15 protein-coding genes and 1 tRNA gene are annotated in these 12,764 nt (G+C 70.1%); 9 read left to right on the top strand and 7 right to left on the bottom strand.

Features of this window, described 5'->3' with window-relative positions; genetic code table 11:
• Positions 1 to 101: 101 nt before the first annotated feature.
• The gene (locus tag ABD437_RS29085) at positions 102 to 1,589 is read right to left on the bottom strand and encodes a helix-turn-helix domain-containing protein (protein ID WP_344652117.1); all 1,488 of its coding nucleotides are present in this window, start codon (positions 1,587 to 1,589) and stop codon (positions 102 to 104) included.
• 657 nt (positions 1,590 to 2,246) lie between these two features.
• On the opposite strand from ABD437_RS29085, the gene ABD437_RS29080 reads away from it, so the two are divergent.
• The 3 genes from ABD437_RS29080 (at position 2,247) to ABD437_RS29070 (ending at position 4,645) form a co-directional block, all read left to right on the top strand.
• Positions 2,247 to 2,510 carry a hypothetical protein gene (locus tag ABD437_RS29080; RefSeq protein ID WP_344652116.1) on the top strand — a complete coding sequence of 88 codons (264 nt, stop codon included), beginning with the start codon at positions 2,247 to 2,249 and terminating at the stop codon, positions 2,508 to 2,510.
• Positions 2,511 to 2,612: 102 nt separating this feature from the next.
• On the top strand, positions 2,613 to 3,671 hold the full coding sequence (mtnA, locus tag ABD437_RS29075; RefSeq protein ID WP_344652115.1) for an S-methyl-5-thioribose-1-phosphate isomerase: 1,059 nt from the start codon (positions 2,613 to 2,615) through the stop codon (positions 3,669 to 3,671).
• On the top strand, positions 3,668 to 4,645 hold the full coding sequence (locus tag ABD437_RS29070; RefSeq protein WP_344652114.1) for a thiamine pyrophosphate-dependent dehydrogenase E1 component subunit alpha: 978 nt from the start codon (positions 3,668 to 3,670) through the stop codon (positions 4,643 to 4,645). Before mtnA ends, ABD437_RS29070 begins: the two co-directional genes overlap by 4 nt.
• On the opposite strand, the gene ABD437_RS29065 is transcribed toward ABD437_RS29070, so the two are convergent.
• Positions 4,632 to 5,582 carry a prephenate dehydrogenase gene (locus tag ABD437_RS29065; RefSeq protein ID WP_344652234.1) on the bottom strand — a complete coding sequence of 317 codons (951 nt, stop codon included), beginning with the start codon at positions 5,580 to 5,582 and terminating at the stop codon, positions 4,632 to 4,634. The genes ABD437_RS29070 and ABD437_RS29065 overlap by 14 nt on opposite strands.
• A 159-nt stretch (positions 5,583 to 5,741) precedes the next feature.
• On the opposite strand from ABD437_RS29065, the gene ABD437_RS29060 reads away from it, so the two are divergent.
• Positions 5,742 to 6,995: a hypothetical protein gene (locus ABD437_RS29060; RefSeq protein ID WP_344652113.1), complete on the top strand. Its 1,254-nt coding sequence runs from the start codon at positions 5,742 to 5,744 to the stop codon at positions 6,993 to 6,995.
• On the opposite strand, the gene ABD437_RS29055 is transcribed toward ABD437_RS29060, so the two are convergent.
• Entirely contained in the window at positions 6,909 to 7,442 is a 534-nt protein-coding gene (locus ABD437_RS29055; RefSeq protein ID WP_344652112.1) for a hypothetical protein, read from the bottom strand. The genes ABD437_RS29060 and ABD437_RS29055 overlap by 87 nt on opposite strands.
• A gap of 62 nt (positions 7,443 to 7,504) precedes the next feature.
• Between ABD437_RS29055 and ABD437_RS29050 the strand changes: the two genes are divergently transcribed.
• A complete protein-coding gene (locus ABD437_RS29050; protein ID WP_344652111.1) occupies positions 7,505 to 7,888 on the top strand; it encodes a hypothetical protein in 384 nt (127 codons plus the stop codon).
• A 22-nt stretch (positions 7,889 to 7,910) separates the two neighbouring features.
• Here ABD437_RS29050 and gndA read toward each other — a convergent pair whose 3' ends face one another.
• Positions 7,911 to 9,350 (bottom strand): NADP-dependent phosphogluconate dehydrogenase, encoded by a 1,440-nt coding sequence (gene gndA / locus ABD437_RS29045; protein ID WP_344652110.1) that lies wholly within the window; start codon positions 9,348 to 9,350, stop codon positions 7,911 to 7,913.
• Between the two features lie 164 nt (positions 9,351 to 9,514).
• On the opposite strand from gndA, the gene ABD437_RS29040 reads away from it, so the two are divergent.
• From ABD437_RS29040 to ABD437_RS29025, 4 genes are all read left to right on the top strand, one after another.
• Positions 9,515 to 9,697, top strand: coding sequence for a hypothetical protein (locus tag ABD437_RS29040; protein WP_344652109.1), 183 nt, complete (start codon positions 9,515 to 9,517; stop codon positions 9,695 to 9,697).
• 74 nt (positions 9,698 to 9,771) lie between these two features.
• Positions 9,772 to 10,260, top strand: coding sequence for a tRNA adenosine deaminase-associated protein (locus tag ABD437_RS29035; protein ID WP_425558273.1), 489 nt, complete (start codon positions 9,772 to 9,774; stop codon positions 10,258 to 10,260).
• 20 nt (positions 10,261 to 10,280) lie between these two features.
• Positions 10,281 to 10,712, top strand: coding sequence for a nucleoside deaminase (locus tag ABD437_RS29030; RefSeq protein WP_344652107.1), 432 nt, complete (start codon positions 10,281 to 10,283; stop codon positions 10,710 to 10,712).
• 63 nt (positions 10,713 to 10,775) lie between these two features.
• Positions 10,776 to 10,865 (top strand) — tRNA-Ser (locus ABD437_RS29025).
• 147 nt (positions 10,866 to 11,012) lie between these two features.
• Here the strand turns inward: ABD437_RS29025 and ABD437_RS29020 are convergent.
• The 3 genes from ABD437_RS29020 to ABD437_RS29010 all read right to left on the bottom strand — a co-directional run bounded on the left by ABD437_RS29020 (position 11,013) and on the right by ABD437_RS29010 (position 12,656).
• Complete coding sequence (locus ABD437_RS29020; RefSeq protein WP_344652106.1) at positions 11,013 to 11,351, bottom strand: type II toxin-antitoxin system PemK/MazF family toxin; 339 nt, start codon at positions 11,349 to 11,351, stop codon at positions 11,013 to 11,015.
• On the bottom strand, positions 11,345 to 11,707 hold the full coding sequence (locus ABD437_RS29015) for a hypothetical protein (protein WP_344652105.1): 363 nt from the start codon (positions 11,705 to 11,707) through the stop codon (positions 11,345 to 11,347). Before ABD437_RS29015 ends, ABD437_RS29020 begins: the two co-directional genes overlap by 7 nt.
• A 103-nt stretch (positions 11,708 to 11,810) precedes the next feature.
• Entirely contained in the window at positions 11,811 to 12,656 is an 846-nt protein-coding gene (locus tag ABD437_RS29010) for a carbohydrate kinase family protein (protein ID WP_344652104.1), read from the bottom strand.
• Between the last annotated feature and the right edge of the window lie 108 nt (positions 12,657 to 12,764).

Raw genomic sequence — 12,764 nt, 5'->3', positions numbered from 1 at the left:
ACGAGCGGACGTGGAGTTACCACCTATCGTGGGAAGGTAATCGCCCTCCGTGGTGGCCCCGGAGGAGTTGGGACATCCGCCGCCGTCATCGGCGGCCGAAGTCACGCAACGACCGTCGAATCGAACCTCGCCATGAAGGTGCGAGCGGCGGTGGACGTGCTGACCTGGGCCAGCTGACGCCGGAACGCCCGGAGCTCGTTGAGGGTGCGGGTGCTCGTCACTTCGTTCACGACCATGCCCAGCGCCTCCTCACCGATTTCGATGGCGCGCGTCACGTCCCTGCGAGCGAGCGTAGCGAAGGCGAGCCGAACGGTATACAGAGACTTGTTCCGGACCATGCCCTCGCGCTGCTTGCCGCGCGCGAGTTCGAGGAACGACGCGGCCTTGTTGGCCCGGCCGGTGTCCAGTTCACACATGCCTTCGTTGCCGGCCAGCTCGATCTCGTCGAAGAAGGCGATCCAGACCGGCTTCTCTTCGTCGTCACTGCGCTTCTGGAAGGCGTCGTGGGCGCGGGCCATCGCTTTCCGGGCGGCCGGGCCGTCGTTGAGCTTCGCCCAGGCGCGGGCCTCCCGCATCGCGAGCAGGGAGTCCATCGTCGGCGTGGAGATCTTCGCGGCGACCCGCTGCGCGGCCTGGGCCATGTGCAGACCCTCGCGCGGCCGGTCGAGCGCCACCGCCTGCATGCTCATGTTGGCCAGCGCGTGGACCTCGAGATTCGCGTCGTTCGCCATCCGGGCCGCGGCCAGCGCCTCGGTGTAGCAGTAGCGGGCCTGGTCCTGGCGGCCGGCGTCGAACGCGAGCCAGCCGGCGCAGATGCCGAGTTCGCCGGTGGCGACCTGCAGACGCTGACCGACCTTCTCGCTGTACTGGCCACGGTTGAGGAGTTTGTTCGCGCGGCGTAGCTGTGCGGCGGCTTGATCACAGAGAGTGTCGCCGCCGTAGCGGTAGTCGAGGTTGTACAGATGTTTCGGAGCGTCTTCCAACTGCGCGGCGTGCGCTTCGCCGACGCGACCGAAATCGTCGTTCGCGAGTGCCTCTTCGTCTTCGTCACCCGCGAGCGAGAATCCCACCAGCGCGGCCGCGCCGGTTAGTCCTTTCAGCACACTTCTACGTCGCATGTTGTCTCCTACTTCATGCCCTGCATGAGTAGGGACGGTAGTTGGCAATTCGGGCGCCGTTGATCCGTCGAGGTATGGAGCGCCGATGGGGTCTACCAGGTGCGGCGGAATGCGCAGGCCCTGAACGAATCGCAACACGGTGTCGAGGCGGATTTCGCAGAGCCCGCGTTCGATACGCGAGATGTGGGCCTGCGAAAAGCCGACGAGTTCGGCGACCATGTGTTGGCGCCGGATCGGTGTGCGTGCGCGATAGAGCTGCGAGACCTTGCCGAGATCGTGATCGGCGAGTGCCGCGCGCATCTCCGGTTCGGCCCAGAAATCGAGCGGGAGCACGGGCGCGAGTAGCTCTACGGTGTGCGCGCTCCGCTGGCACGGGTCACACAGCGTGTTGGTGTTGTCGCGACGAAGTCGCCCCCCGCAGTGGGCGCACACCCGGGGAGCGGGGTTGTGCTCGGACGACTCACGGGCCATCGACGTGCTCCTGCCCTGCGCAGTGGACACTTCTCAAACACCCGGATGAGGCTGATGATAGCCGCGCCGAAAATGTGCGCAAGGCCACAATGGTAGGGCTAGCCCCCTGATACTTCGGAGTGTGATCGCAGGTCGGAGCCTTTTCGGACGGTTCCCAGGGAGGGCGGGTCCGCTTGTCGGGCCATCTTCTCGGACCCTTGGGCTGATCGGCAGTAGCCCGCTGGTACCGCTGGGGCGTCTGCTGGCTCTTCGTGCCGGATGGTTCGCTCTCACTCCACCAGAGTTGACGTATACCGACCTGGTTTGCTCATACGCCCGGGTATCAACATCAGTCCGTGACGGTTTGTGTACTCGTCGTTGAACGTTCACTCTCGAAATGCAACTTGCAAACGCACCAGAGGGGTGGACCTGATGTCGAAGCTGGGCGCGACCGATGTCTAGGCCGGCTACGGGAGGACGCGGCTCGGGCCCCAGATCACTCCGGAACCGGGGGATCCTCTCGTGTGGACGGGATACCGGTCTGACGCACGAACCTGCATCCGGTGGATTGCCACCGGTGGGCGCGCCGCCGCGAGTGTCGGCTGGGCGTTCGCGTCTTCGGTGCGCGCCGCAGTTCCGGTGCGCGCGGTGAGTCGGGGCCACCACACGAACGTCTGGGTGACCCTGCGGGACATCCGCGAACGAATTCGTACCGCCGACGACGTCGCGCTCCTCGCTCACGCGCCGCTCGACCTGTACGACCTGCTGCGTGCCGTCGAGGCGGTGCTCGCCCTCCACGACGGCGGTCAGCTCCCCGGCGACCCGGAGGGCCGCTTCTACTGCACCGGCTGCCCGGAGACCCCGCACGGGCGGGTGCCCTGGCCCTGCACGACCCGGTCCGTGCTCGAGCGAGCACTGACCGGCAGCGAAGAACGGGTCTGAAGAGACCCCTCGAACGTCGCCCGGATCGTCCACACGCGCCCCCGGACGGTCCTGGCGACCGGCGGAGCCGGTCGGACGGCGTGGACATGGCAGGCTCGGTGTGTGAGCAGCACCGAACCGCTTCGATCCACGCCGCCGACCGGCGACGTTCCCTCCCACTTCGCCCCCGACCAGCGCACCGTCGACTGGGTCGACGGTGCCGTCGAACTCGTCGACCAGACCGCGCTTCCTGCCGTCGAGCGGTTGCTCCGGCTGGAGACGGTCGAGGACGTCGTCGACGCGATCCAACGCCTCGCCGTGCGTGGAGCGCCGGCGATCGGCGTCGCCGGTGGGCTCGGCGTCGCGCTCGCGGTGCGCACGCTCCCCGAGCCGGGTGCGGCGATCCGGCTGCTGCGTGAGGCCCGGCCGACCGCGGTGAACCTCGCCAGGGCCGTGGACCGGGTCGCCGCGTTCATGCCCGACGGGCCGGATGCCGTGCTCGCCGAGGCGCTCGCGATCCGTGACGAGGAGATCGCCAGCAGCGACTCCATGGCGGCCTACGGCATCGACACGGTGCGCGAACTGTGCGGTCCGCAGCCCACGATGCTGACCCACTGCAACACCGGCGGGCTGGCCACGGTGACCGGCGGCACCGCGCTCGGCGTCGTGTTCGCGCTGCACCGGGCCGGGTTGCTCGGCGGGGTCGTGGCGAGCGAGACCCGACCGCTGCTGCAGGGAGCGCGGCTCACCACGTGGGAGCTCGCGCGGGCCGGCGTCCCGTTCCGGCTCGCGGTCGACGGCGCCGGTTCGTTCCTAATGGCGCGGGGCGAGATCGACGCGGTGATCATCGGCGCCGACCGGATCTGCGCCAACGGTGACGTCGTCAACAAGATCGGTTCCTACGCGCACGCGTTGGGCGCGGCCCGGGCCGGTATCCCGTTCATCGTGGTGGCGCCCGAGTCCACCGTGGACGTGGCGACCGCGTCCGGTGCCGACGTCGAGATCGAGGACCGCGGGGGCGCCGAAGTGTCGGGCTTCGGCGTGGCCGCGGCCAACCCGGCGTTCGACGTCACACCTTTCGACCTGGTCACCGCCGTGGTCACCGACCGCAGGGTGGTACGGTTCGCCGCCGGCCAGACCTGGGACGACGTACCGCTCGGACCGCTGCGGAGTTTCTCGTGATCCAGATTTTGACCCCGGACGGTGTGCGCCGGGACGACGACCGCTTCCCTCTCGACGTCACCCACGACGAGTTGCGGGGCATGTACCGCGAGATGGTGGTCACCCGCCGGGTGGACGCCGAGGCCACCGCGCTGCAGCGCCAGGGGGAGCTGGGGCTCTGGGCGCCGAGCCAGGGGCAGGAGGCCGCCCAGGTCGCGTCGGTCCGGGCGTTCGCCGCCTCCGACATGCTGTTCCCCTCGTACCGCGAGCACGGCGTCGCGCTGGCTCGTGGGGTGCGGCCGGCCGAGCTGCTCTCGCTGTTCCGCGGCGCGTCGCACGGCGGCTGGAACATCGCCGAGCGTCGTCTGAACACGTACACGATCGTGCTGGCGGCGCAGCTGCTGCACGCGGTCGGGTACGCGATGGGCGTCCAGCGTGACGACGCGCGCGAGGTCGTCGGCGTCTACTTCGGGGACGGCTCCACCAGCCAGGGCGACGCGAACGAGGCCTTCAACTGGGCCTCGGCGACGGACGCGCCAGTGGTGTTCTGTCTGCAGAACAACCAGTACGCGATCTCGGTGCCGGTCGGGAAACAGTCGCCGGTGCCACTCCATCGCCGGGCCGAGGGCTTCGGGTTCCCCGGCGTCCGGGTCGACGGCAACGACGTGCTCGCGGTGCTTGCCGTCACCCGCTGGGCGGTCGAGCGCGCTCGGGCCGGTGAGGGTCCGAGCCTGATCGAGTCGTTCACGTATCGGATGGGCCCGCACACGACGTCCGACGATCCGCGCCGCTATCGCGAGCCCGGTGAGCTGGAGCACTGGCGTGCGCTCGACCCGATCGAGCGGCTGCGCCGCCACCTGGACGCCGAACAGCTGGCCGACGAGTCGTTCTACGCCGCGGTCGAGGCGGACGCCACCGAGGTGGCCGCCGCGGTGCGGGAGGCGTGTCTGCGGCTCGAGCCGGTGGGGCCGTTCCCCGTGTTCACGGCCGGATAGCGCGCGCGAGGTCGGCGCCGATCGCGGTGAGGCGGCCGCCGGCGCGACCGAGGGCCAGCAGGGCGTCGCGGGTGAGCGGGAGCTCGGTCTCCACCCCGGGCGGTGGCCACTGCGCCCGGATCGCCCGCGGCCCCTCCAGCCACTCGGTCAGCGCCCCGATGGGGTCTTCCCCGGTGAGCAGGGCGCGGGCCTCCGCCAGCCGGGCCTGCAACGCGTCGATCTCGGACGTCAGGGCCGCGGCGTTCCCACCGCACATCGCCGCGGTGAGCGCGGCCCTGGTCGCCGCGACCCTGGTGGCGTCGCGGAACGAGCCGGCGCCCAGCCCCAGCGCGGCCGGGCCGATCGGCTCCGCGGCCGCACTCGCGGTCAGCGACGCGGCGACCAGGTGCGGCAGGTGGCTGATCCGGGCGACGGCCGTGTCGTGCTCGGCCGACGTCAGCGGCGCGACCTGCCCGCCGATCGCGAGCACCCAGCGGGCGACGTCCAGCCAGTCGGGGAGCGCGGTCCCGGCGTCCAGACAGAGCGCCCAGGCGCAGCCGACGAGCAGCTCGGCGTCGGCGGCGTCGAACCCCGAGGCCTCCTTGCCGGCCATCGGGTGCCCGCCCACGAAACGGGTGCCCTCGCCCACCAGGGCCCGCACCGGTTCCTTCACCGACGTGACGTCCGTGAGCAGACCGCGGTAGCCGACGTTCCGCAACGCACCCAGCACCGTCGGGACGGCCGGCAGCGGAACCGCCAGCACGACCAGATCCGCGCCGTCCACCGCGCTCGCCAGATCAGCGGCCACCGCGGCGGGGCCGAGTCGTTCGGTCGCCAGACCACGCGTCGCCGGGTCGGCGTCGTATCCCACCGCGCTCGGCGTGACCGCAGCGTCCACCGATCGGAGCAGCAGCGAGCCGCCGATCAGCCCGAGGCCGAGCACGGCCACCTTGTCCATCGCCACGCCGAGTAGCAAACCACGACACTTCCTCGTCTCTCCGCCCTGCCAACTTGCGGTGATCTGTCGTAATCAGCGAGGGTCAAGGCCGGAAAAGCCGGGAGGAATGGGATGAAGCGAACAAAGGGTCGGCGTAATGGGCGGCCTCCCCGTCCCGGTGTGACCCCACCGCCTGAACCCACCGACCCGGAACCCCGGCTGCTGTGGGGTGTCGACGCCGACGCGGTCGGAACCCTCTGCAGCATGCGGCTGGAGATCTCCTCCACCCTGCTGCGACGCTCGGCGGACCGGTTCACCGGGCACGACGCGGTCGCCGACACCGCGCTGGTCCACCGCCTGACGTCGATCACCCCGGAGGTCGGCCTGGAGCTACCGGCCGACCGGATCGAGAACGCCGAGGAACTCCTCGCCCACGCCACCGATGCCGACGTCCGGATCGGCGCCGTGCTCCCCGACGTCTCCGCCCGGCCGGGACGCCCGTTCCCCCTGTGCCACCCGGACGCCGAGCTCTCCGCACGCGCGCTCCGGACGCTGCACCGCGCCGCGGGCGTGGCCCTGGACGTGCGTGCCCGCCGACTCGTGATCCGGCTCCACGACACCGCGCCCTACCCCGGGTGGGCCGAGACCCAGCGGCGTCTCGACCAGCTCGCCGACGTGCTCACCGGGCTGCGCCGGCAACTGCCGCCCGACCTCGCGGTCGTCGTCGACTACGCGATCACCGACCCGCACCCGGTGCGCCGCGGGCGACCGGACTGGCAGACCGCACTGGCGCTCGCGACGGCCGCCGGGCCGGGAACCAAGGTGCTGCTCGACCCGGCTCCGGTCGTCGACGAGGACCCGGAGCTGAGCATCACGACATTGCGTGCCGGTGACCGCCTGGCCGGTGTCCTATTGGGACGGATGGTGGCGATCGACCGGCCGTTCGCGCTGTTCCTGGCGATGATCGACGCCGCCGAGGGCGGTGTGCTGGTGCGCGGACGCCGCTGCCCGGTGCCGTTCGTCGTCGCGCTGCCGCCGGGACGGGCACCGGGGATCGAGGCCGCGCTGCGAGCCGTCGGCGCGGTGCAGGAGGCGGCGGCCAAGGCCATGCTGCTGGACCGTTCCGCCTGGCGGGCCGCGCGCGCGGCCGGCGACGCCGAGGCCGCCACCGAACTACTGCTCACCGCCTACGAAACGGACGCCACGCCGCTGCTCACCGCGGTGCGTGCCGCGCTCGGCGTACCGGCCGACGCCATCGCGTCGTACCGCGAGCTGTGCCGGGACACCCACCGGGCGGTGGAGCGGCAGCGATCGCTGTTGCGTGCCGCTCTGCGCCAGGGCGAGATGTCAGTCGGCCTGGTCGGGGCCGGCCGGACGATCGGCGCCGGTGGGGGCGGCCGGGTCGGGCGCTGGGCGCTGCGGGGGGTCAGCTGACTCTTCCGGCGCATCCGGGACGGCGGTGAGGCCGGAGAGGACGTCGCCGGTGGTGGCGGCCTGGTCGAGCACGTCGGTGTCGGGCGGCACCAGGACCTTGGTGGTGGTCGTCTGGTCGGTCGCCGTCTCCGGCGAGGCGTTGTGGAGCTCCACCACGACGTTGCCGCTCACCTGCACCTGCAGCACCGACGCGGCGACCGCTTCGCCGGCGACGGCAGGCAGTTCGGTGCCCGGTGCCGACGGCGGTGCCGCGTTCAGCAGCGCCCGGATGAACTCGTCGACCTCGCTGCCGGCCAGGCGGAACGTCGCCCGGCACTCGCCCTGGCGCCAGATGCTCAGCACGACGGTGGCGGCGCCGCGGTGACCGCTGACGCGCAGGGATCTTCCTTCGCCACGGGGATCGAGAAAGACGTCGCCCCGGTGTGGCAGCGGTAACACCTCGCCCATGCCTACAGAATGCCTAACGTGTCCACTCTTGACCAGAGTGTGAGCGTCGTAGGCTCGTCGTCATGACGAGTGATTCCGTCGGCGCGTGGGATCCGGCTCCGCACCGGCAGCCGCCCGGTTACGTGCCGCAGCCGGCCCCGCCACCGGCGCCGCGTCGTCCGCGGTTCCGCGAGAGCGGGCCGGTGCGCTGGTGGGGCGTGCTCATCGGGGTGTGCGTCTCGCTCGTCTACTACGTGCTGGTCGGGCTCGTCTCGTGGAGCACGACGTCGCTGATCGGGCTGTTCCTGGCCGCCGTGCTGCTGGCCGGCTCGGCCGGTGCGGTGCTGCTGGTACGCGGCGACCGGGGGATGGGCGTCGGCGTCGCGGTCGTGTCCGGCGCCGCGCTCAGCGTCACGATGACCGTTCTGGCCTGGAGCACTTTTAACGTGGATCAGCTCTTCGTCTGAGTGCTCCAGGCCCACGGCGTGGTTACGACTCGTGCTCGGTCTTGTCAGAGCCCCAGAGGGTGTGGAACGACCCCTCGGCGTCGACGCGGCGGTACGTGTGCGCACCGAAGTTGTCGCGGAGGCCCTGGATGAGCGCGGCCGGGAGGCGCCGGCGACGCAGCCCGTCGAAGTAGGCCAGCGAACTCGAGAACGCCGGCGTCGGGACGCCCGCCTTCGCCGAGTCGGACACCACCCGGCGCCAACTGTCGACGCCGTCGGACACGGCCTTCACGAAGTACGGCGACGCCAGCAGCGTCGGCAGCTCCTTGTTCTCGTCGAACGCCTCCCGGATGCGGTCCAGGAAGCGGGCCCGGATGATGCAACCGCCCCGCCAGATCGACGCGATCGCGCCGCGGTCGACGTCCCAGCCGTACTCGTCGCTACCGGCCTTGATCTGGTCGAAGCCCTGGGCGTACGCGACCACCTTCGACGCGTACAGCGCCTTCCGGACGTCCTCGATGAACCCGTCGCGGTCGTTCGCGGCCCAGGCGAGCTCGTTGGTGCTCGGGAACACCTCGCGGGCGGCTTCGCGCTGCTCGGCGTGGCCCGACAGCGACCGCGCGAACGTCGCCTCCGCGATGCCCGTGATCGGCACGCCCAGGTCGAGCGCGCTCTGCACGGTCCAGCGTCCGGTGCCCTTCTGTTCGGCCTGGTCGAGGACGACGTCGACGAACGGCCGTCCGGTGCGCCCGTCGACGTGGGCGAGCACGTCGGCGGTGATCTCGATCAGGAACGACTCGAGGCTGCCCTTGTTCCACTCGCGGAAGATCTCGGCGATCTGGCCCGGCGTGGCGTCCAGACCGGAACGGAGCAGGTCGTAAGCCTCCGCGATCAGCTGCATGTCGGCGTACTCGATGCCGTTGTGCACCATTTTGACGAAGTGCCCGGCGCCGTCCGGCCCGACGTGGATGCAACACGGCACACCCTCGACGTTCGCCGCGATCGACTCGAAGATCGGGCCGAGCTTCTCGTACGAGTGCTTCGAGCCACCGGGCATGATGCTGGGGCCCTTGAGCGCGCCCTCCTCGCCGCCGGACACGCCGGTGCCGGAGAAGTGCAGGCCGTGCTGCTTCAGGTTCTCCTCGCGGCGACGGGTGTCGGCGTAGTGCGCGTTGCCGCAGTCGACGACGATGTCGCCTTCCTCCAGCAGCGGGATGAGTTCGTCGATGACCGCGTCGGTCGGCTGGCCGGCCTTCACCATGACGATCACCGCACGCGGGCGCTTCAACGAGGCGACGAAGTCGGCCAGCGATTCGCTCGCCACGAACGTGCCCTCGTAGCCGTGGTCGTTGACCAGGGCACGCGTCTTCTCCGGGGATCGGTTGTGGATGGCGACGGTGTGACCGTGCCGGGCGAGGTTGCGGGCGAGGTTCCGACCCATCACCGCCAAGCCGGTTACGCCGATGTCTGCCGTTGCTGTCATGTGGTCACCTCGTGCTCGTCTTTCACCGGTCTGTGGGCTCGGTGTGGACTACGTACACGGTCTACCTCGCGTTCAGGGAGTTCGGCAGGGGTGAACCGGTGAACACGTCGGACGTAACCGGACGTTGTACCCGCGGTTCTTGCATGAACGCCAGATTTTTGGGCATGGTCGAACCCATGAGCGGCGGCCAGGACATCGAGCGACTCGACCCCGACCGTCGACGTCGACGCCTCCAGCTACTCGCTGAGCTCGCCGAGGCGCGGGCACTGCGTAACCGGGTGGCCCCGCGGCGGGCCCGCCACGAGCGGCAGCGGGACTTCATCACCAATCGCCGCCGAATGGCGTGAGAATAGCCACCTGACCGGGTTTTGCGTCCTGGGATGGGCTGGCGTCCGGCGACGCCGGGACCGATGCTGTGGACGTGTCGTATTTTGCTGCTGCCTTGGCCCGTCCACGCCAGGGATGGGTCGCCACTGAGCTCGATCTGGACGAGATCGAAGACACGGACGACGCCGCGGATCTGTTGCGCGAAGTCGATCCGGACGCCACGCTGGCGCTGATGTTCGTCGAGGCCGACGACGAGTTCCTGGTCGTCTTCCGGTTGGACAACGGCGACGAGATGCGCATCTTCGCGTCGGATGCGTCGTTCGCGGAGGAGTCGCGGGTCGGCGCGGTGCTGCTCGAGGAACTCGACGAGATCGACGTGTCCTCGTCCTCCGACGATTCCGACGAACCGGAGCTGCTCGGCGTGCCGGTCGGCGAGGCGGACCTGCTCGCCGACCTCGGGGTGTCGGCGCGTGATCTGCTGGCGCTGTGCGCGCACGAGGGGATGCTGCCGTCGGACGTGATGCTGGCGATCTCGCGCAAGATCGGCAGCGCCGAGGCACTGACCCAGCTGCGCGGCGAGTGAACACGTCCCCTGCGGCCTCCATGCGTACGGCGCTGGAGGTCGCTGAGGGCGCGTTGGTGACCGGGGACGTGCCGGTTGGTGCACTGGTGCTGGATGCGTCCGGAGCGGAGCTCTCACGGGCCTGCAACGAGCGTGAGGCGTCGGGTGACCCCACTGCCCACGCCGAGGTGCTGGCCCTGCGGCGGGCCGCCGGAGCGCTCGGCACCTGGCGGCTGTCCGGTTGCACGCTCGTCGTGACGCTGGAGCCCTGCACGATGTGCGCCGGTGCGCTGGTGCTCGCGCGGGTCGACCGGGTCGTCTTCGGCGCCTGGGACCCCAAGGCCGGCGCGGCCGGCTCCCTGTGGGACGTCGTCCGCGACCGCCGCCTGAACCACCGCCCCGAGGTGCTCGGCGGCGTGTTGGAGCAGGAGTGCGCCGCCCTCCTCGACTCCTTCTTCGCCGCCCACCGCTAGCTGTCCCCCGGCGCCCGGGGCCGCGATTCGGACCGCCGGGCCGGATCCGGTATCGTCTTCGGCGGTGGCGTGTCCGAGCGGCCGAAGGAGCACGCCTCGAAAGCGTGTGAGGGGGCAACTCCTCCGTGGGTTCAAATCCCACCGCCACCGCCATTTACCTGGTCAAACGTGAGGGCCGGTTCCGTTGAGGAACCGGCCCTTCGTCGTGTTCAGTCTCAGTTTTCGGCGTGCTCATCGGTGACTCGCGGCCTCTGCAACGGCGCGAAGCCTCTCCAAGGCGGCTCATGCTCGTGTGAGCCGTCACTTCAGGCCAAGAACCAACTGGATCGTCTCCTCCACCCGTCGCAGCTCACTGGGAGCTACTAGTCCCAGTCTGCGCCGGAGCCGCGGCTTAGCGACGGTATGGATGTCGGAGCAGTTGACGAAGGATTCGTCGTAGCGGGTGACGCCAGACTCGGGTCCGATCCGGACGTGTGTGGACTCTGGTCCCGAAGTTCCTGTTATGAGGGCGACCGTCACCGCTGACAGCGGTGCGGCAATACGGTTGGCCGTCAGGATCAGAGCGGGGTGCGGTCCAAGTGGCTGCGGAAATGCGCACCCCCAGACCTCACCGCGAAAGGCGACATCGGAACTCACCATTCGATCTCGTCAGCAGCGGCGAGCTCCGCTTCGGTCGGTGGCGCAACACCGTCTGGCAGGGGCGCCGGCCCCTTGCCGTAGAAGGCGCGGATTTCCTTCGCTGCCTCTACCTCTGCGGCTTCGTGAGCGAGAAGCCGCAGGCCTTCACGGAGGGCGTCTGACGTCGATGCAAGACCCAGCGTGCGCATGACCAGTTGAAGGGCATCCATCTCGTCGGCACGGAGTCGAACTTGCGCAAGCTTGCTGGGACCGATGTCGGCCGAGGAACGACGCGCACGTGGTTGACTCGGGGTTCGTTTGCGCGTCGCTTCCGGTTGCTTGGCGATCCCCTCGCGTTGCTGTCGTACAGATGTCATACACCGAGTATGCGGGTCGTCGACTGAGCCGGGCAAGCCGCCACCGCCAGCGAGTCCCAACGCCCGGCAGGTCCCAGCGGACCCGGCCGGGCGTTCGTGTTTCTCAGCCCCCGTGGAGTTTTCGGCGGGCTAGGGAGAGGCCTTGGGTGGCCGGGGAGAGGGGGCCTGTTCCGGAGAGCACGCCGGCCAGGTAGCCGGCGGCGAAGGCGTCGCCCGCACCCGTCGGTGACGTTATCTCTTCGGGCGCCAACGGCTCGTGGCCGGTGAAACGAATCGTGCCGTTCCGGAACTCGCGAATTCCCTCCGGGCTTTTCACGACGGTCACGCCGTTGTTCGGGCCCAGTGCCGCGAATTCGGTCGGGTTCAGGAACAGGTAGTCGGCCTGGTCGATCAGATCCTGAACGGCGGGGGACGGGTTTGTCGCCCATTCATGGCCCGGATCGAGGCTGAGCAGTACACCCCGCGCCCGGGCTGCACGCAGCGCCGCGGCCAAGTGGATCGGTGTCTGCTCGTCGAGGAATGAGGTGACGTGCACGATCCGGGCCGACATCAGGTACTGCGTGGCCCGGTCGACGAAGCCGGCCATCGCGTCGTTCGCGCCGGGATGTACCAGCAACGTCCGGTCGGCAGCCTCCACCACGGAGACGCATGCGCCGGTCAGCCCCTCGGCCCGGAAGACGAAGCGGTGGTCGACGCCGAGGGAGGCGAGCCGGGAGACATGGGCTGCGTCCGACCCCACCACCCCCACGTACCCCAGCCGTAGGCCGAGCCCGGCCAGCGTCGACACCGTGTTGAACGCCGAGCCGCCCAGCGCCGGGTGCTCACCGAGCAGCGGCCTGACGACCTCGGCGGGAACGCGGCCCTCGGCGCCGCGCGCGACCGGCAGACCGACCGACGACGCACGGACCACGTGGTCGAGGTTCAGCGCCCCCAGCCCGATCAGATCCACGAACCCACCGTAGGTGGCACGTTTCGGGGAGAACCACGGGCGGCCGCGCCGAAAGGATTCAAGCAGTCCGCGGCGCTGCCAGTCCTCGATGTCAACGGGGGAGGGCTG

Source organism: Cryptosporangium japonicum (assembly GCF_039524755.1).
Classification (GTDB): Bacteria; Actinomycetota; Actinomycetes; order Mycobacteriales; family Cryptosporangiaceae; genus Cryptosporangium; species Cryptosporangium japonicum.
The sequence above is the reverse complement of the archived record's forward strand: the minus strand, read 5'-3'. Positions and strand labels throughout refer to the sequence as shown.

What these genes read in the sequence shown, in the direction of transcription:
- ABD437_RS29085 (WP_344652117.1), bottom strand. Translation starts at nt 1,589, where the DNA reads ATGGCCCGTGAGTCGTCCGAGCACAACCCCGCTCCCCGGGTGTGCGCC.
- ABD437_RS29065 (WP_344652234.1), bottom strand. Translation starts at nt 5,582, where the DNA reads ATGGACAAGGTGGCCGTGCTCGGCCTCGGGCTGATCGGCGGCTCGCTG.
- ABD437_RS29055 (WP_344652112.1), bottom strand. Translation starts at nt 7,442, where the DNA reads ATGGGCGAGGTGTTACCGCTGCCACACCGGGGCGACGTCTTTCTCGAT.
- ABD437_RS29050 (WP_344652111.1), top strand. Translation starts at nt 7,505, where the DNA reads ATGACGAGTGATTCCGTCGGCGCGTGGGATCCGGCTCCGCACCGGCAG.
- gndA (WP_344652110.1), bottom strand. Translation starts at nt 9,350, where the DNA reads ATGACAGCAACGGCAGACATCGGCGTAACCGGCTTGGCGGTGATGGGT.
- ABD437_RS29040 (WP_344652109.1), top strand. Translation starts at nt 9,515, where the DNA reads ATGGTCGAACCCATGAGCGGCGGCCAGGACATCGAGCGACTCGACCCC.
- ABD437_RS29030 (WP_344652107.1), top strand. Translation starts at nt 10,281, where the DNA reads ATGCGTACGGCGCTGGAGGTCGCTGAGGGCGCGTTGGTGACCGGGGAC.
- ABD437_RS29020 (WP_344652106.1), bottom strand. Translation starts at nt 11,351, where the DNA reads ATGGTGAGTTCCGATGTCGCCTTTCGCGGTGAGGTCTGGGGGTGCGCA.
- ABD437_RS29015 (WP_344652105.1), bottom strand. Translation starts at nt 11,707, where the DNA reads ATGACATCTGTACGACAGCAACGCGAGGGGATCGCCAAGCAACCGGAA.